Origin of the sequence: Rhizobium sp. Root483D2, from assembly GCF_001426685.1 — a bacterium.
GTDB lineage: Bacteria > Pseudomonadota > Alphaproteobacteria > Rhizobiales > Rhizobiaceae > Pararhizobium > Pararhizobium qamdonense.
The window spans coordinates 25092-42802 of the sequence record NZ_LMFB01000009.1; the positions used below are offsets into that span (position 1 = coordinate 25092).

Below are 17711 nucleotides of genomic sequence, written 5' to 3' on the forward strand. Positions count from 1 at the left end.
ATGACGGGGTGTCAGGACAGCTCGGCTGTCACCCCTTGGACTTTGGCGCAACTGCCAGCGACAGGATCATGAACAGCGTTGCCAGCAGCATGAGAATGCCGGCGGCCGCCAGAATAGCCGGGGTCATCTGTTCGCGGATCATCGTGAACATTTCACGCGGCAAGGTGCGCTGACCGGGCCCTGCAACGAACAGCGTGACCACCACCTCATCCAGCGACGTGGCAAAGGCGAAGAGGCCGCCGGACATCATGCCGGGCGCAATGACCGGAAGCGTGATCCTGCGGAACGTCATTGCCGGGGTGGCACCAAGACTTGCGGCAGCCTGAAGCAGCCGCCGGTCGAATGAGGCGAGTGCGGCACCAGTGGACACCACGACGAACGGCACTGCAAGTGTCGTGTGGGCGAGGATCAGCCCGGTCATTGTTCCCGTCAGCCCCATCCTTGCAAAGACGAAATAGATGCCGACGCCGATTACCACGGCAGGCAGGATCATTGGCGCGACCAGCAGGAATTCGATCAGCCTGCGGCAGGCAAGTCCGGGCTGGGAAAGCCCGGTGGCGGCGGCACTGCCGAGAATTACGGACAGGACTGTCGATGCGACGCCGACGATGAGGCTGTTTGTCAGGGCCGTCATCCAGCGGGGAGAGTTGATGAACTCCGCGTACCAGTCCAGCGTCCAGCCGCTCACCAGAACGGTGATGTATTTATCCTGACTGAACGACAACACCAGCACGAGGACAACGGGCGCTGCCAGAAAAACCAGCACCAGCCAGCCGAACATGGCGTTAAGACGATCAATCAGCGGCGTTTTTTTCCTGGACTTGATCATCGGGCACCTCCCTGAAAGCGGCGGCTGAGGCTTGTCTGGAGCAGATAGAGCAGTCCGGTGGCAATGAGCAGAATGACGCTGAGCGCCGCCGCCATGCCCCAGTTCTGCGTGGCGGTGGTGAACTGTGCGATATAGTAACTGATCATCTGGTCGGCCGGCCCGCCGAGCAAAGCGGGGGTGATGTAGAACCCGAGCGTGACGATGAACACCATCAGGCTTCCGGCCATCACGCCGGGCATGATCTGCGGCAGATAGACTTTCAACAATGTCATGACAGGTCCGGCCCCCAGCGACGACGCCGCCATCAGCAGCCGTTGATCGACGGAGCGCATCGATGCCAGCAGCGGAAAGATCATGAAAAGCAGCATGACATGCGCCATGGCGACGATCACCGCGCCGCGATTGTACATGAGCGAGAGCGGGGCTTCGATGATGCCGAGCGACAGCAGAACCTGATTGATCGCGCCCCTGTCCTGAAGAATGATCATCCATGCGGTGTTGCGCACCAGTGCCGCCGTCCAGAAAGGCAGGAGCACGAAAAGCAAGAGGATATTGCGCAGCCGGTCAGATTGCCGCGCAAGGTAAGAGCACAGCGGAAAGGCCAGGAAAAGGCAAGCCACGGTGACGACGATGGCCATGACGAAGGTCCGGGCGATGATGCCGGTGTAAAGGCCGCGGTTGGAACCGTCCTGAAGACCTGTCTGGTAGTCGCGTTTCTTGTCGATGGCAGCCAGCAGAAAGTAATCCGTCACCGGCCCGACGGCGCGCTTCATGGCCTGCCAGGTCTCGCGGTTCTGCCAGAGTGGATCGTTGAAGGCTGTGGCCGGATCTGTCTTCAGCTTTCGCTTGGTGCTGGTCAGCAGGCTGCGAAAACCTGAACCCTCATAGGAAAGCCTGCGGGCCACAGCTGCAAGTTTCTGCGGCTCCACTTGATCGAGGTCTGCGCGGGCCGCATCCAGTAGCGAGGACGGCGGAGCGCTTTTACCATCCCAGGCAGCAAGCGCTCCGCTCAAATTCGGCAGGGTTTCCACCAGTTCCGGATCGGACACGGACCGGGTGAGAATGAAACCGAGCGGTATAGCAAAGGTGAGGAGCAAGAGCAGCGCGAGCGGTGCGATCAGGGCGTAGGCCTTGAGCTGCGCCCGCCGGCGGATATTGGCGTTGCTATCCGTGATCACACTGCCCATTGTCAAATCTCCCCGATCTCTGCGTGACTATCCGATTACTGTCCGGCCCAGGCTGTCCAGCGCTCCGTCAGCGTGTCGATATGATCGATCCAGAAGGACGCATTGAGCGTCAGGACGTTTTTCGAATTGTCCGGGAAGGTGGGCAGATATGGCGCGGTTTCGGGATCGACCTTATCGACTGCGGACTTCACACTGACGCCGATCGGCTGGAAGGAACTGAGCCTTGCCTGCGCATCCGGATTGGTCATGAATTTCAACAGGCCATAAGCCTCTTGCGTGTTCGGCGTCGTTGTCAGGATCACCCAGCTGTCGGTTGTCGTCAGCGATTGGTTCCAGACGATCCCGAAGGGCAGATTGTCCTTGCGGATCGCGTTCACCAGGCCGCTATGGTAGGACGACGACATGGCGACATCGCCTGCCGCCATCATCTGCGCAGGCTGCGAGCCGGTTTTCCAGAAAACCAAATCAGCTTTGATGCTGTCGAGTTTCTGGAAGGCCCGATCCACGCCTTCCGGGGTCGCGAGCAGAGAATAGACATCGGCCGGCGCTACGCCATCCGCCATCAGCGCGATCTCCAGATTGCCCTTCGGGCCCTGGCGCAAAGCGCGTTTGCCGGGGAATTTCTGCAGATCGAAGAAATCGGCCCAGCCGCCGGGTGCTACATTGCCGTCCTTCTTGTCGAAGCCCAAAACGAAATTGTAGGATCCTGCCCCGATACCGCATTCGTGGACATTGCCGGGAAGGAAATCATCGGGATTGGCGATCGCGGCCACGTCCAGCTTCAGGAACAGGCTTTCCTGACATCCAAGTTCCAACTCCTCGGATTCGACCTGCACCACATCCCAGCCGCCGTCGCCATTGGCGGTTTTCGTGCGAAGGAGACCGATGCCGCCATCCCAGCTGTCTTCGAGAACCGGCTTGCCGATCGCCTTGCTGTAGGGATCGAAAAAATTGAGGCGCAGTTGCTCCTGCAAGGCGCCGCCCCATCCGACGACCGTCAGGTCGCGGGCAGAAGCCGTTCCGGACAGCAACAGGATTGCTCCGGCGACGGCTGCGGAATAATGGAAGAATTGATTGACCTTACGCATTCTTTAAATCCCCTTTTATCGTTTTTTTGAAAGGCACCTTTTGAGGTGCGGTAATCCTGTTTTTATGGCGTCTAAATCGCCTCCAGCGCCCTGACTGCCCCTGCAGCGATGTGGACGTGGAGGATATCTCCCTTGGCCGGTGGTTGCGGAAAGTCTGCGGGATTGGCTTTCACATCGATGGCCTGCATTCCCGTCAGCAGACGCACCGAGATATGATCGCCGTGGAAGACCGTGCCTGCGACGACCGCCTGGATCACCGCATTGTCCGGGCCGTTGCTCGCTGTTTTCGCCAGCCGGATATTTTCAGGCCGGATCGCGGCTGTGACGGCGGTACCGATGCCGGCCGGGCAGCCTTTAGGGGCCGTGGCCCAGACCTGTCCGGGACAGGTGGAGAAATCCAGGAGGACGCGATTGCCTGCCGCAGCTTTCACCTTGGCCGGAATGAAGTTCGTCTGCCCGAGAAATCCGGCGACGAAACTGTCGGCGGGCTCGTTGTAGAGATCGAGCGGCGCGCCGAGCTGAGCGATCTTGCCCCTGTCGAAAATGGCGATCCGGTCTGCCATGGTCAGCGCTTCATCCTGATCATGCGTGACGTAAACGAAGGTAATGCCGACGCGGCTGTGCAGCGCCTTGATTTCCTGCTGCATGCTGTGCCGCAGGGATTTGTCCAGCGCACCCAGCGGCTCGTCCATCAAGACAAGGCGCGGCCGATAGACCAGGGCGCGGGCGAGTGCGACGCGCTGCTGCTGCCCGCCCGAAAGCTGCGCCGGTTTGCGATCCGCCGCATGGGAAAGCTGGATCAGGTCAAGCGCTTCGGCAACACGGATCTGGATCTCGCCAGCCGGTATTTTGCGCGCCACCAGCGGAAAGGCGATATTCTGAGCAATCGTCATATGCGGGAAAAGGGCGTAGCTCTGAAACATGACGCCCATGTCGCGCTTATAGGGCGCAAGCGGCACGATGTCCTTGCCATCGACCAGAATACGCCCCGCTTCCGGCGTCTCAAACCCCGCCAGCATCATCAGCGTGGTCGTCTTGCCGGAACCGGACGGGCCCAGCAGCGTCAGGAATTCGCCGGTCTTGATGGTCAGCGACAGATTATCGACAACCCAGCTCTTGCCGTCATAGGTTTTGCTGACCCTATCAAAAGCAACGATATCAGTGCTTTCCATTCCCGTCCTCGTCCTGTTTGTCATGAGGCATTCCCGGTGCATCGCTATCGCCTGCGGACATTTTTTCAGCCCCTTTGCAAAGCCAGCGCATTCACTCGGCTTGATAAACCGGCTGACCGGCAAAATAGGTGGTGAGCACCTTGGTCCCGGCGATATCCCTGGCATCGATCGAAAATATATCGCGATCAAGGACGATGAAATCGGCAGCTTTGCCGGTCTCGATAGACCCGGCACTGTCTCCAAAGCCGATGCTGCGAGCCGCATTGATGGTGTAGAGCGGCAGAGCCTCTTCAAGGCTGATCGCCTGCTCGGGCCGGAAAACACCGGGATGTCCACGCCAGGGGTCTTCCCGCGTGATCAGCGCCGATAGTCCGGGCCAAGGATTTGGAGATGGGACGATCGCTGGCCAATCGGAACCGATGGTTACAGTTGCCCCCGATCGGAGGATATCTCCGACGGGCCAGCAACGATGGCCACGCTCCTCGCCCAAAAGCTGAATATTCCCGCTCAAGATTGAGCTCGGGAACCACATCGGCGGGCAGATATCGGCCAAGACGTTCAGCGATGATAGCCGCTTTATATCCTCGTCATCGATATAGGCGAGGTGCGCGATAGAGTGTTGCGGTCCATCGAAACCATTGGCGGCACGCACCTGCTCTATTGCGTCCAGCGTGGATGTAATGGCCAGATCGCCGATCGCGTGAATCTTGACGCGGATACCCTGGGCATCCAGCGGCAAAATCAGATCGCGCAATTCCTCAACGCTGTAAAACGGTGCGACAGACTGCGCGCCGCCATTCGCCGGTCCATAGGGAGCCTTGAATGCGGCGGTAACCGATCCCGGAACACCATCCATGAAATATTTCACGAAATCGACATTCACATAGTTTGAAGCATAGTCGTGCCGGCGCTCGATGACGGCAGGTCCGATACCATCCCGTTCAGGGGTGATGAGGTTATCGGTCGAGATGAATGTCGCAACCCGCACCGTCAGCTCGCCGCGCCTGTCGGCATCACTGAACGCCTTCATGGTCTGCGCCGACGTTACCGCATGGGCGAACCCTGTGATCCCGCAGGAATTGAAGAGGCCCCCCGCATGCCGGATGACCAAGTCAATTTCACCCTGTGACAAATCGGGCATGGCTTCGAACACCAATGCGCTCGCTGTTTCCAGAAGAAGACCAACGGGGTCGCCGCTATCGTCGAGCACGATACCGCCATGATCTGGAACTTTCGTATTGCGGTCGATCCCGGCGGCGCGCATCGCGGCGGTATTGACGAAAAGCGTATGGCAGCTGATATCCCGAAGCACAGCCGGGCAGTCACCCGTTGCCGCATCAAAGCGCTTCAGGGCATCGGGGTGCGAGAGGACCGGCAGCAGCCTGCGTCCCTCCCAGCCACCACCCTTCAGCCATTGCCCTTCTGGAAGAACGGCCGCTGCGGCGCGTACGCGTTCAATCAGCTGGTCGAAATCGTCGCGCGGGGAAAGGGCGAGTTCGAACAGGGCTGCGCGTGCGCCTTCAAACGCATGGCAATGACCGTCAATCATTCCAGGCAGCACGATGCGTCCGGCGAAATCGAGAACCCGGGTGGCGTCGTCAATCAGGGGCGCAATTTCGGCAAAAGACCCCGTTGCCACGAACTGACCATTTCGGATCGCCACAGCGTCAACCCAGGGCTTGTTGGGCTCGAGGGTATAAATCCGTGCATTCCGGATGACGAGCTCGGCCGTGGCGAGGTTTGACGACATGCACATTCCCTTTTTTGCACTGAGTTCAAAGCTTCGAGGCGCGGATCGCAGCCCCGGCAACGGTCACAACGTGCTTTTCACTGCCGCATCATCAGGATCTCACCTTCCCTCACGCGCCCGGGGATCGCCGCAATCAGGCTCTGCGTATAGGGATGTTCCGGTGCTCCGAAAATGGCCGCACCCGAACCGGTCTCGACCACCTCGCCTCGCCGCATGACCATGACGCGATCACAGATCTGAGCGGCAACGCGCAGGTCATGGGTGATGAAAACAAGCGAAAGATCGAGTTCCTTTTTCAGCGCCGTCAAAAGATCAAGCACCTGCGCCTGAATGGACACATCGAGCGCTGAGACGGCTTCGTCGGCAACAATGATTTCAGGCTTGAGCGCCAGCGCCCTGGCGATACCGATGCGCTGACGCTGGCCACCGGAAAACTCGTGCGGGAAACGGTTCATGCTTTTCGCCTCCAGGCCGACCATCTCCATCAGCTCTGCCGCACGCCTGAGCGCCTCCGTCTCATTCTCGCCATAGGCAATGGGGCCGTCGGCAATGATGCGGCCGACTTTCTGGCGTGGGTTGAGCGAGGAATACGGATCCTGAAAGATCATCTGGATGCGGCGGCGCACGGCGCGCAATTCGGCGCCATCCAACCGCGCCATATCCTTGCCACATAAGAGGACGCGCCCTGCCGACGGCATCTGGAGGCGCACGAGGCAACGGCCAACGGAGGATTTACCGGAGCCGGATTCACCGACGATCCCAAGCGTTTCGCCCCGTCCGAGCGAGAAGGACACATCTTTCACCGCGTGAATATCGCGCTGCCTGTTAAACAAGCCGCCGCCCGTGTGATATGTCTTGCTCAAGCCTTCGACGGTCAGAACGGCCGGCATTGCCACCGTCGTCTCAGCACCTGACTGCAGCGCCGGAATGGCGGCAATCAGCTTTTTCGTATAGGGATGCCGGGGAGAATACAGCACCTTTTCGGCCGGGCCGCTTTCCACGATGCGGCCAAGTTGCATGACCGTGACATAATCGGCGATCTCGGCGACCACTCCAAAATCATGGGTGATGAACATGACCGCCATATTGCGGTCCTTCTGCAATCTGGCGATGAGCTTTAGGATTTGCGCCTGCGTCGTCACATCCAGTGCAGTTGTGGGTTCATCGGCGATCAGGACCTGGGGTTCGAGCGCCAGGGCCATCGCGATCATCACGCGCTGGCGCTGGCCGCCGGAAAGCTGGAACGGATAGGATTGCGCCGCCCGCTCCGGATCAGGCAGGCCCACCTCGGTCAAAAGCTCCAATGCCTTTGTCCGGCGCTCTCTCTGCGTCAGCCTGTTATGCGCTTCAAAGACCTCTTCTATCTGAGCCGAAACCTTCATGAGCGGGTTTAGCGCTGACATCGGCTCCTGGAAAATCATGGCGATGCGGTTGCCGCGCAGATCATAGAGTTTTTCCGGTGGCTGTTTCAAAAGATCCACGTGTTGCAGCAGGATGCGGCCTTGCGCGACCCGCACCGTATCCGGCAAAAGCCCCATCAGTGCGTTGGCCGACATCGACTTGCCCGAACCGGATTCGCCGACGACGCAGAGTATTTCCCCTGGATAGAGCTTGAAATTAACCCGCTCGACAGCAAAGGCACGGTCTGCTCCAGCCGGCAGCGCGATGGAAAGATGCTCGATGCAGACCACCGGGTTGGGACGGCCTTTGGTGTGTTCGACGGTGCGTTCGGGATGGATGATAGGTTCGTGGTTAAAGCCGGTCATCGATCCCTCCTATTTGCCACGCCGGTGCAGACGCGGATTGAGGGCGTCATTCAGCCCCTCCCCGATCAGGTTGAGCGCAAGCGCCGTGAACAAGATTGCAGCGCCGGGGAAGAAGCTCACCCACCAGGCTTGGCGGATAACGGTTCGCCCCGCGCCGATGATGTAGCCCCAAGACATGACATTGCGGTCGCCGAGGCCAAGGAAGGACAGGGAACTCTCGATAAGGATCGCCGCAGCTACCATCATCGAGGCGAGCACGATGATCGGCGAGAGTGTATTGGGCAGGATCTGGCGCCAGATGATCGTCCAGTGCCCCTGACCGGACAGAACGGCAGCCTCGACAAATTCGCGGGACTTCAAGGACATGACCTCCCCCCGCAACAGGCGTGCCACAGGCGGCCAGGACACAAGGGCAATGGCAATGACGATCGATGCGATCGACGGCTGGAATATCGCAACCAGAACGACGGCGAGGGTGAAACTCGGAGCAGACTGGAAAAACTCGGTGAAGCGCATGAGAATATCATCGACCCAACCGCCGAAATAACCGGCGGCAGCACCGATCGGAATGCCGATCAGGAGCGAGACGGCCGTCGAGACGAGACCGACAAGCAGCGAGACGCGTGCGCCGTGGGCAATGGCGGCGGCCAGATCACGGCCCATCGGATCGGTTCCAAGCCAAAATCCATCCATCGTGAACGGCGGGATGAACGGACGCTGCACCATGGCCCAGGGCGATTTGGGAAACACAAAGGGAGCGGCGGCGGACAGGACGATCACAAGGCCGAGAATGACGATGCCAAGCACTGCGCCCTTGTTGCACGAGAAACGTTTCCAGAATTCCTTCATGATGTCACCCGGATTCTCGGATCGACGATGCGATAGAGCACGTCTGTGATCAGATTGAAGAGAAGCACCATCGCCGCAGACATGATGAAGACGCCGAGCAGGAGATTGTAATCGCGCTGCGATAGGGCATCGAACATCAGGCGGCCGATTCCCGGCCAGGCAAAAACGGTTTCGATCAGGACCGCGCCGCCGACGAGCTGACCGGCCTGGAGACCAGCGAGCGTCACGACCGGCAGGATCGCATTGCGAAGGACATGGCGGCGCTGAACCACCGCCGGGCGAAGGCCCTTGGCTTTGGCAGTCTTGACAAAATCCATCGTATTGACCTCCAGCATCGAGGCCCGGGTCATGCGTGCATAGATCGCCATGAAGAACAGCCCGAGCGTCGAGGCCGGCAAGATGAGATGCTGCAAAATGTCCAGCATGCGCCTGACACCGGTATAGCCGGCGCCGACCGTCTCGTAGCCGAACCCTGGAAGCCATCCCAGCTGGACCGAAAACAGCAGCACAGCCATCAATGCCAGCCAGAAGAGCGGCGTTGCATAGAACAGCAGGGCGACTGTCGAAATCAGCGTATCCGACCAACGGCCCTGCCGCGCGGAGGCAAATGCACCCGCCGCAATGCCGAGCACCAGCGAAATCACGAAGGCTGCAACCGACAGCATCAAAGTCGCCGGCAGCCGGTCGATGATCAGGTCGAGGACGGGAACCTGCTGCCGGTAGGAATAACCGAAGTCGAATTTCACCACCGAAGAAAGATAGGCAAAAAGCTGCATGTAGAGCGGTTTGTCGAGACCGAAGCGCTCGCGCAATTGCTGCAGGAAAACTTCATCCGCCGCTCCAGACTCTCCAGCCATAATCGTTGCCGGATCGCCGGGTGCTGCCCGGATCAGGAAGAAGTTGAGGATGGCGATACAGAGGAGGATAAGAGCGGCTTTGAAAAGCCGTTCGGTAATGAACCGTGCCATGGCGTGATCCCGTTGATGTTGCGGCTGGAAAACCGGCAGCTGAAAGGGCGGCCGATAGGACCGGCCGGATCATTTTTCGATATAGACATCGCGCATGGCATCGGAGATGCCATTTGCCGTGGTCACGACATTCTTGAATTTACAATTGGAGAGGATGGGAAAGCCCAGTTCGAGCAACCATGTGACAGGCGCATCTTCGAGGATCTTCGCCTGAACCTGGTCATAGAGTTTCTGCCGCTCGGATGCCGGATAGGCAATGGCTGCCGCATCGAACAATGCATCGGCCTCAGGATTGGAATAGCCCGCGACATTGTTGAAGGGATTGCCCTTCATGATCTGCGATGTCTTGTAGTGACGGTCGCCGCCGATGGCGGGATCGCCATATTGATGGACAAATGTGAAGGCCAGATCGAAATCCCAGTTCGAGACGCGCTGATTGTAGCTCGCGGTATCGCCCGTCTGAATTTCGACGGGGATACCGATCTCTTCGAGGTTTTGTTTCACGGCCTCGGCCCAGCGCTGCCAGGTCTCGCCATAGGGCGTGGGGAGCAGCCGCAACGTTCTGCCATCATAGCCGCTTTCCGCCAGCAGGGCTTTGGCCTTTGCGGGATCGTAGGAATATTGCGGCTCCTGCTTGCTGTAGAACGGCAGCAGCGAGGAAAACGGGCTGGTGGCTATCTTCCCATATCCGTTCCAGAGAACGTCCTTGGCGAAGTCGCGATCGAGCGCAAACTCGACGGCCTGACGGAACTTCAGGTTGTCCATGGGCGCGACGCGGTTGTTCATCCAGATCATGGCGAGCGGCGCGTTATATTCCTGTCCCTTGTCGGTAATGCATGTGTTGGGGAGCTGCGACAGGCGCGGAATGTCAAAGTTCTCGACCGATCCCCCCGGCAGAATATCGACATTGCCGGTTTCATAGGCGATGGCCCGCGAGGCGGCATCCGGGATGATCTGATAGATCAGCTCGTCGAGATAAGGCTTTCCCTTGATGTAATAATCCGTGTTCCGGTCAAGCTTGATATAGGACCCCTTCTTCCACTCAGCCAATTTGAACGGCCCGGTCCCGACAGGCGATTGATTGGCCGGATTTGCCGCATAATCGGTGCCTTCGTAAATGTGTTTGGGAACAATCGGCATGGTGGCGAAGGACAAAGCCCGGATGAAAGGCTCGAAAGGTCCCTTCAACGAAAAGATAACGGTTTTTTCGCCGGGTGCAGTGACGCTCTTGACGCGCGTCATGATGTTGCGATGACGCGGCTGCGTTTTCGTCAGGAAGTCATTGACCGTGAACAGGACGTCGGCGGCCGTCATCGGCTGGCCGTCGTGCCAGCTTATGTTGTCTTGCAGGTGGAACGTATATGTGGTGCCGTCCGGCGAGATGTCCCAAGACTTTGCCAGGGAAGGCATGGGATTAAGCTTCTCGTCGTAGCGCAGCAAGCCTTCGAAGATATTCCCGCCCACGTCGAGCGCCGGCGCATTGGTCGTGATGCCGATCATGATGCCGGGCGGCTCAGGCTGGACAATGAGATTGGCGACACCGCCCGGTGTGGGCTCTGCGAGAGCGGGACCGGTCAACAGCGACACTATAAGCGGTAGAAATATCGTTTGGCGCATGATTTTCCCCTTTTTAATTCATCTCTGCGTTGCCTATCTTCGGGCTGAAAATGCCCGGATGACGGCAACGATACCTTCCCCAATCCATGCATTTGCCGGGCGCGTAACGCCCTCCGGCGCATCCTTATCCGTTAAAGGCCCCCTCTTCGGTCAACTCCGCCTCCAGCAGATCAAGCGCCTTGGCAATGGCTGCGATGATCACGTCGATGTCCTGTTCTTCGATGATCAGCGGCGGGGCGATGCAGAGGGAATCGCCGAGGGACCGCAGGATGACGCCTTGTGCGCGGACCAGATCGGACAGGCGCAATGCTGCCTTCACAGATTTGGCAAAGGGTTCCTTGCTCTCTTTGTCGCAGACGAGTTCGATGGCTGCCATCAGGCCCATGCCGCGCGCCTCGCCCACCAGCGGGTGGTTCTCAAATGCCTTGATTTTCCGTTGGAAGCCCGGCGCGAGCGTGCGGACGTGACCGAGAATATCGTCTTCCTGATAGATGCGCAGCGTCTCGAGCGCGACGGCGGCAGAGACCGGGTGGCCGCCATAGGTATAGCCGTGCCCGAAACCGTTCAGCCGGTGTGTCTCATCGGCAATCACCTGATAGACATCATCGCTGATCAGGAGAGCCGAAATCGGCAGGTAGGCGGAGGACAGGCCTTTTGCGCAGGTCAGCATGTCCGGCTTGATGCCAAAGGCATCAGAGCCCCAATAATGGCCGGTGCGGCCGAAACCGCAGATCACCTCGTCGACCACCAAAAGCACGTCATGCTGTTTCAAAACGGCCTGGATCTTGTCGAAATAGGTTGCCGGCGGCACGACGACCCCGCCCGTGCCCATCACAGGCTCGGCAAAGAAAGCGGCGACCGTATCGGCGCCTTCGCGCGTGATCATGTCGTCCAGTTCCTGCGCCAGGCGCGTGGCGAAGGTCTCTTCGGTTTCGCCGGGCAGGCCATCGCGGTAAAAATGCGGGCAGGATACGTGAAGAAAGCCCGGCAGCGGCAGTCCCCACTGGACATGCATGTTTGTGAGGCCGGTCAGGCTGGCGGAACCGATGGTCGTGCCATGATAGGCGCGCATGCGGCTGATGATCTTGCGCTTTTCCGGCTTGCCGCGTGCGGCGTTGTAGTACCAGGCAAACTTGATGGCCGAATCCGTCGCCTCGGAGCCGGATGCAAAAAATATTGCCTTGGAAAGCGGTTCTGGCGCATTTTTAAGCAGCGCTTCGGCGAGATCGATCACCGGCTCGCTGGTGCGATGGGCGAAATTCTGGATATAGGGCAGTTCCAGCATCTGTTTGTAGGCGGCGTCGGCCAGGCGTTTCTCGCTGAAACCCAGCGATGTGCACCAGAGCCCGGCCATGCCCTCCAGCAGCCGGTTTCCCGCCGTATCGGTCACATAAACGCCGTCGCCCTTGCGGGCAATGGCAGGACCCGTCTGCTCATGCAGCCGCGCATCCGTTTGAGGATGAAGTTGAAACTTGATGTCCCTTGCAAAAGGAGAGTTGATGGCGTCCACGATCGGATACTCCTGCTTTTCACCTTCCCACGGTCTGGCGGGATCTGATGACAGCCATCTAGCGACAGAGGCGGCGTTCAATTCCTTGCAAATCACGACAGATTCATTGCAATACGTGACGCGTGACCGGACGCTTGGCATGCGGCTTGCTTTTTCATAGGCTGGAATACACCTGCCCTGGACCGCCCATGAAAACCGTCCCCACCATCCGCGTGCATCTTCTGAGGCTTTTCGTTGAAACGCTGATGAAGCGGCAGATCGATCATGAGAGCTTTTTGAAGCGCCACGGTCTTCGGCTTGCCGATACCTATGACGCCTATAGGCGCATGCCTTTGCCGCAATACATCCTGTTTCAGGAGGAGATGGCCGACATTCTGGGCGACGCGACCCTTGGCCTGCGGCTTGGGGCAGAAGCCATCGACTACACGCCCGGTTCATTCAGCCTCATCATCAACGCCGCCAGCAGCCTTGGCGATGCGCTGGTGGCGTTTTCCAGCTATGCGCGCGCCATGAACGAAGGCTGGAGCCTGACGCTCATTGCCGGGGAGCGCGGCGCCGAGTTCACCTATGACTATGAAGGCGGCGACTGGTCGGCTTGCGTGCAGGATGTGGACTATTCGGTGGCCAATATCTGCGGGCAGATCCGCCGCCGCATGGGGCCCGGATGGGCGCCGCTGGAAGTGCATTTCCGCCATGCGGGTCAAATGCGCCGCCAATATGAAGCCGTGCTTGGCTGCCCGGTTTATTTCGAGCAGAGAAGCAATTGCATCGTCGTGGCACATGACGATCTGAAGCGCCAGGTCGGTGGCGCCAATCCCGCCATGCGCAGTTTTATCGACAGCCAGATGCGCCATCTGGAAAATGAAATGCCGGCCGATGACCGCACGTCCGACAAGGTGCGCCGCGTCATCATGCAGAAACTCGGCTCGCAAAAGGTCAGCCTTGAACGGGTGTCGAAGGAACTGGGCCTTTCCGCCCGCAGTCTCCAGCGAAGATTGGCGGAGGAAGGCGTCGGTTTCCGCGAATTGATTACCGGCCAGCGCCGCCTGATTGCCGAAAGCCTTTTGACGCGCGCAAGGCGGGGCGCCATCACCGGCATCGCGCTCAGCGCCGGCTATTCCGACGCCGCCGTCCTGTCGCGCGCCTTCAGAGGCTGGACCGGCGAATCCCCACGCGATTTCGTCAAGCGGCGAAAGCGGGACGCAACGGGCGAGACGGTGTCGTAATAGGTTCTGACAGGACAAATGCGGCCGTCACATCAAGACCAGATGGCCCGGCGACACGTCGCGGTAGGATCGCTCCAGTGACACGTAGCCGTTTGGACGGACCGGGCTTTTCAGTTCGTCGGTGGCTGCATTGCGCAACAGGCCCCGGCGTGCGGGATCGGGCACGGGAACTGCCGCCATCAGCCTCTTGGTGTAGGGATGTTGTGGGTTGGAAAAGATCGAGGCGCGGGGGCCGATCTCGACGATCTCGCCGAGATACATCACCGCCACGCGGTGACTGACGCGTTCCACCACCGCCATGTCGTGCGAGATGAACAGGAAGGCGATCTTGAACTGTTCCTGCAGATCGAGCAGCAGATTGCACACCTGCGCCTTGATCGACACATCCAGCGCCGACACGCTTTCGTCGGCGATGATCACCTTGGGATTGAGCGCCAAGGCGCGGGCGATGGCGACGCGCTGGCGTTGACCGCCGGAGAATTCATGCGGATAACGGTCCATCATCGCGGCAGACAGACCAACACGCTCCATGAGATCGGCGGTCTTCTGTTTTGCATCCGCCGATGATGCGATGCCGTGCTTGATCATCGGCTCGGCCACGGCCGAACCCACCGTCATGCGCGGATTGAGGCTTGAGAACGGGTCCTGAAAAATCATCTGGACGCTGCGGCGCATGGTGCGCAGCGCCACCGGATCGAGTTTGAGAACATCATAGCCATCCAGCGTCACCTGGCCGCTGCGCGGTTCCACCAGACGCGCGATGGAGCGGCCGGTCGTCGATTTTCCGCAGCCGGATTCTCCAACAAGAGACAGCGTCTCTCCCTGAAACAGATCAAACGAGATATTTTCAACCGCATGCACCGCGCCGGTCGTGCGGCCAAACAGGCCGGAACGGATATCGAAGCGGGTGACGAGGTTTTTCACCGACAGAACGGGCGTCATTCCCTTCTCCACGGTGTCCGGCACTTCCTTTGACGCAGAAATTACGCCGCTGGCCATGTCGACACGCGGAAAGCGCAGGGGCCAGTCATGCCCCTCCATGGAGCCGAGCTTGGGGACGGCTGCAAGCAGGGCGCGGGTATAGGGATGGTGCCCGCGATAGAAGATATCGGCGGTCTCCCCGGTTTCCACCTGGTCACCACGGAACATCACGATCGTGCGGTCGGCAATTTCGGCCACCACACCATGTCATGGGTGATGAAGAGTACGGCCATGCCATCCTCCTCCTGCAACTGCTTGATCAGGTCGAGGATCTGGCCCTGGATTGTCACATCGAGCGCGGTTGTCGGCTCATCGGCAATCAACAGTTTTGGCTTGGATGCCAGCGCCATGGCGATCATGACGCGCTGACGCATGCCGCCCGAAAACTGATGCGGATATTCATCAAACCGCCCCAGTGCATTGGGAATGCGGACCTTTTCCAGAAGCCTGATGGTCTCTGCCCGCGCCTCGGCCTTGTCCATGCCCTTGTGGCGCGTCAGCACTTCGGAAATCTGCCGGCCGATGGTGAAGACAGGGTTGAGCGACGTCATTGGCTCCTGGAAGATCATCGCGACGTCATTGCCGCGCACGCCGCGCATCTCCTTTTCGCTGAGGCTGAGAATATCGCGGCCGCCGAGCAGCACCTTGCCGTCGATCCGGCTGGAACGCGGATCCAGAAGACGCATGAGGGAGAGCGATGTGACGCTCTTGCCCGATCCGCTTTCGCCGACAATGGCAACCGTTTCGCCTGCCTTCACGTCGAACGAGAGTTTCCGCACGACAGTTTTCCATTCGCCGTCCACCAGAAACGAGGTGGTCAGATTGTGAACGGAAAGGACGGCTTCATGCGACGGTGTCTTCACAGTGTTGCTCATATTATGTTCCCCGGCATCTGACTGATTTTGGCCGCAGGCCAAGGGGAAATGTCCCCTCGCCGCTCGCCCGGTTTCCAGATCATTCGTACGTGCTACCTTCCAACGGCGTAGGCCTGCATCAGGCGTGGCGTGGCGGCCGCTCGGAGAAGACCGTCGGCGTCGCGCCGTGCGGCGGTCAGGCGGCCGACTGTCCAGGGGTCGGCGTCCGAAATGTCATGTCCGCGTGCCCTGAGATTGGAAAGCGCGCTCTCGCCAATACTGCGCTCGATCATCACATTGCCCGGCTGACGCGTTCGTGGATAGAACGAGCCGGGGAAGTGGGTGGTGTGGAACAGCGGCAGGTCGATCGCCTGCTGCAAATTCATGCCGAAATGCGCGTAGCGCAGGAAAAAGGCCAGCTGCCACTGGTCCTGCTGGTCACCACCCGGCGTTCCGAAAGCAAGCGTCGGCCGGCCCTCGAACAGAGCAAGAGCGGGCGTCAGCGTCGTGCGCGGACGTTTTCCCGGCGCAAGCGATGTCGGCAGGCCCGGCTTCATCCAGAACATCTGCGCCCTCGAATTGAGGCAGAACCCCAGGCCGGGCACGATCGGCGACGACTGCAGCCAGCCGCCCGAAGGCGTGACCGACACCATGTTGCCTTCGCGGTCGATGACGTCGATATGCACGGTATCGCCGCGCTTTTCGGTAAGGTGCGACATGGTTGGCTCGTAGACCGGACCGATGCCTGCCATGGAATTGAGCATGTCCATCGTCAGGTCATGCTGCGCTTCAAAACCGGGAATGCGACCGGGGCGCAGGTCCATCGATGCCTTGCCGGTGATCAGCTTGCGCCGCTCGTCATTGTACGCGTCCGAGAGCAGGGTCTGGACCGGAATCTGCGAAAACTCCGGATCGCCATAATAGACTTCGCGGTCGGCATAGGACAGTTTCATCGCTTCCACGACCGTATGCACGAAATCCACGCCAACGGGGTCCATCGAGCCGACATCGATGCCCTTCAACAACGCCAGGGATTGTAGAAGAACCGGTCCCTGCCCCCAGGGTCCTGTCTTCGCAACCGTCCAGCCATGATAGTCATAGGTGGTGGGTTCTTCGATCGTTGCCGTCCAGTTGGCCATGTCTTCGCCCGTCAGTACGCCCTTGTGGCGGCTGCCGCTGGCATCCATGACCTCTGCAGTTTTCAGATAATCGCTGATCGCCTCGGCAACAAAGCCGCGATAAAACGCGTCTCGCGCCGCATCGATGCCGGCCTCACGGCCGGGTTTGCCTTCCGCTTCCGCGATGATGCGTTTCCAGGTCTGCGCCAGGACCGGGTTCTTGAAATTGGAAAGCGGCGCAGGTGCGACGCCGCCCGGCAGCCAGGTCTCAAAGGAGGTCGGCCATTCCTTCTTAAAAAACTCGGCCAGTCCCGCAATGGTCGCCGATACGCGCGCCAGAATGGGATGTCCCTGTTCGAGATAATAGATGGCGGGCTCGAGCACGTCGCGCACGGTCATGGTGCCGTAGTCCCGCAGCATCAGCATCCAGCCATCGAAGGAACCGGGAATGACGGTCGAAAGCAGGCCGTCTCCCGGAATGAGATCGATGCCCTCGGCGGTGTAATGCTCGATCGTGGCGCCAGCAGGGGCCGTCCCCTGCGCACAGATGACCTCGATCTTGTCCTTCTTTTTCGAATAGATCACGGCCGGCATATCGCCGCCCGGTCCATTCAGGTGCGGCTCCAGAACCTGAAGCACGAAGCCCGTGGCAACGGCGGCATCGAAGGCATTGCCGCCTTTTTCGAGAATGCTCATACCCACGGCCGAGCCGATCCAGTGCGTTGATGTCACGACGCCGAACGTACCCAGAATTTCAGGGCGGGTGGTGAATGTGGTCATTGTTGTATCCTTTGGG

At 59.6% G+C, this 17711-nt stretch carries 12 protein-coding genes and 1 pseudogene; 1 reads left to right on the plus strand and 12 read right to left on the minus strand.

Translation table 11 applies throughout. From position 1 onward, the window contains the following. Window positions 1–28 precede the first annotated feature (28 nt). The 10 genes from ASD32_RS06785 to ASD32_RS06830 form a co-directional block, all read right to left on the minus strand. On the minus strand, window positions 29–829 hold the full coding sequence (locus tag ASD32_RS06785; protein ID WP_060637269.1) for an ABC transporter permease: 801 nt from the start codon (window positions 827–829) through the stop codon (window positions 29–31). Further along, complete coding sequence (locus ASD32_RS06790; protein ID WP_060637270.1) at window positions 826–2016, minus strand: ABC transporter permease; 1191 nt, start codon at window positions 2014–2016, stop codon at window positions 826–828. Before ASD32_RS06790 ends, ASD32_RS06785 begins: the two co-directional genes overlap by 4 nt. Window positions 2017–2051: 35 nt before the next feature. After that, window positions 2052–3104 (minus strand): extracellular solute-binding protein, encoded by a 1053-nt coding sequence (locus ASD32_RS06795; RefSeq protein ID WP_060637271.1) that lies wholly within the window; start codon window positions 3102–3104, stop codon window positions 2052–2054. Between the two features lie 71 nt (window positions 3105–3175). Then, window positions 3176–4276 (minus strand): ABC transporter ATP-binding protein, encoded by a 1101-nt coding sequence (locus ASD32_RS06800; protein ID WP_156383083.1) that lies wholly within the window; start codon window positions 4274–4276, stop codon window positions 3176–3178. Between the two features lie 91 nt (window positions 4277–4367). Further along, window positions 4368–6026: an amidohydrolase gene (locus tag ASD32_RS06805; RefSeq protein ID WP_162252646.1), complete on the minus strand. Its 1659-nt coding sequence runs from the start codon at window positions 6024–6026 to the stop codon at window positions 4368–4370. Between the two features lie 77 nt (window positions 6027–6103). Continuing rightward, the gene (locus tag ASD32_RS06810; RefSeq protein ID WP_082546668.1) at window positions 6104–7792 is read right to left on the minus strand and encodes an ABC transporter ATP-binding protein; all 1689 of its coding nucleotides are present in this window, start codon (window positions 7790–7792) and stop codon (window positions 6104–6106) included. Between the two features lie 9 nt (window positions 7793–7801). Then, a complete protein-coding gene (locus ASD32_RS06815; protein WP_060637273.1) occupies window positions 7802–8641 on the minus strand; it encodes an ABC transporter permease in 840 nt (279 codons plus the stop codon). Further along, complete coding sequence (locus ASD32_RS06820; RefSeq protein WP_060637274.1) at window positions 8638–9609, minus strand: ABC transporter permease; 972 nt, start codon at window positions 9607–9609, stop codon at window positions 8638–8640. Before ASD32_RS06820 ends, ASD32_RS06815 begins: the two co-directional genes overlap by 4 nt. A 69-nt stretch (window positions 9610–9678) precedes the next feature. Beyond that, on the minus strand, window positions 9679–11226 hold the full coding sequence (locus ASD32_RS06825) for an ABC transporter substrate-binding protein (RefSeq protein WP_060637275.1): 1548 nt from the start codon (window positions 11224–11226) through the stop codon (window positions 9679–9681). Window positions 11227–11350: 124 nt separating this feature from the next. After that, complete coding sequence (locus ASD32_RS06830) at window positions 11351–12736, minus strand: aminotransferase (RefSeq protein WP_244490115.1); 1386 nt, start codon at window positions 12734–12736, stop codon at window positions 11351–11353. A 188-nt stretch (window positions 12737–12924) separates the two neighbouring features. Between ASD32_RS06830 and ASD32_RS06835 the strand changes: the two genes are divergently transcribed. After that, window positions 12925–13962, plus strand: a complete 1038-nt coding sequence (locus ASD32_RS06835; protein ID WP_060637276.1) for an AraC family transcriptional regulator — start codon at window positions 12925–12927, stop codon at window positions 13960–13962. 27 nt (window positions 13963–13989) lie between these two features. Here the strand turns inward: ASD32_RS06835 and ASD32_RS06840 are convergent. After that, window positions 13990–15818, minus strand: a pseudogene (locus ASD32_RS06840) (ABC transporter ATP-binding protein). Window positions 15819–15910: 92 nt separating this feature from the next. Continuing rightward, window positions 15911–17695 carry a gamma-glutamyltransferase family protein gene (locus ASD32_RS06845; RefSeq protein ID WP_060637277.1) on the minus strand — a complete coding sequence of 595 codons (1785 nt, stop codon included), beginning with the start codon at window positions 17693–17695 and terminating at the stop codon, window positions 15911–15913. Window positions 17696–17711 lie beyond the last annotated feature (16 nt).

Bases quoted from the DNA above. Each gene is read 5' to 3' on its own strand.
- ASD32_RS06845 (WP_060637277.1), bottom strand. From the start codon at position 17,695: ATGACCACATTCACCACCCGCCCTGAAATTCTGGGTACGTTCGGCGTC.
- ASD32_RS06815 (WP_060637273.1), bottom strand. From the start codon at position 8,641: ATGAAGGAATTCTGGAAACGTTTCTCGTGCAACAAGGGCGCAGTGCTT.
- ASD32_RS06790 (WP_060637270.1), bottom strand. From the start codon at position 2,016: ATGGGCAGTGTGATCACGGATAGCAACGCCAATATCCGCCGGCGGGCG.
- ASD32_RS06805 (WP_162252646.1), bottom strand. From the start codon at position 6,026: ATGTCGTCAAACCTCGCCACGGCCGAGCTCGTCATCCGGAATGCACGG.
- ASD32_RS06825 (WP_060637275.1), bottom strand. From the start codon at position 11,226: ATGCGCCAAACGATATTTCTACCGCTTATAGTGTCGCTGTTGACCGGT.
- ASD32_RS06795 (WP_060637271.1), bottom strand. From the start codon at position 3,104: ATGCGTAAGGTCAATCAATTCTTCCATTATTCCGCAGCCGTCGCCGGA.
- ASD32_RS06800 (WP_156383083.1), bottom strand. From the start codon at position 4,276: ATGGAAAGCACTGATATCGTTGCTTTTGATAGGGTCAGCAAAACCTAT.
- ASD32_RS06820 (WP_060637274.1), bottom strand. From the start codon at position 9,609: ATGGCACGGTTCATTACCGAACGGCTTTTCAAAGCCGCTCTTATCCTC.
- ASD32_RS06785 (WP_060637269.1), bottom strand. From the start codon at position 829: ATGATCAAGTCCAGGAAAAAAACGCCGCTGATTGATCGTCTTAACGCC.
- ASD32_RS06835 (WP_060637276.1), top strand. From the start codon at position 12,925: ATGAAAACCGTCCCCACCATCCGCGTGCATCTTCTGAGGCTTTTCGTT.
- ASD32_RS06810 (WP_082546668.1), bottom strand. From the start codon at position 7,792: ATGACCGGCTTTAACCACGAACCTATCATCCATCCCGAACGCACCGTC.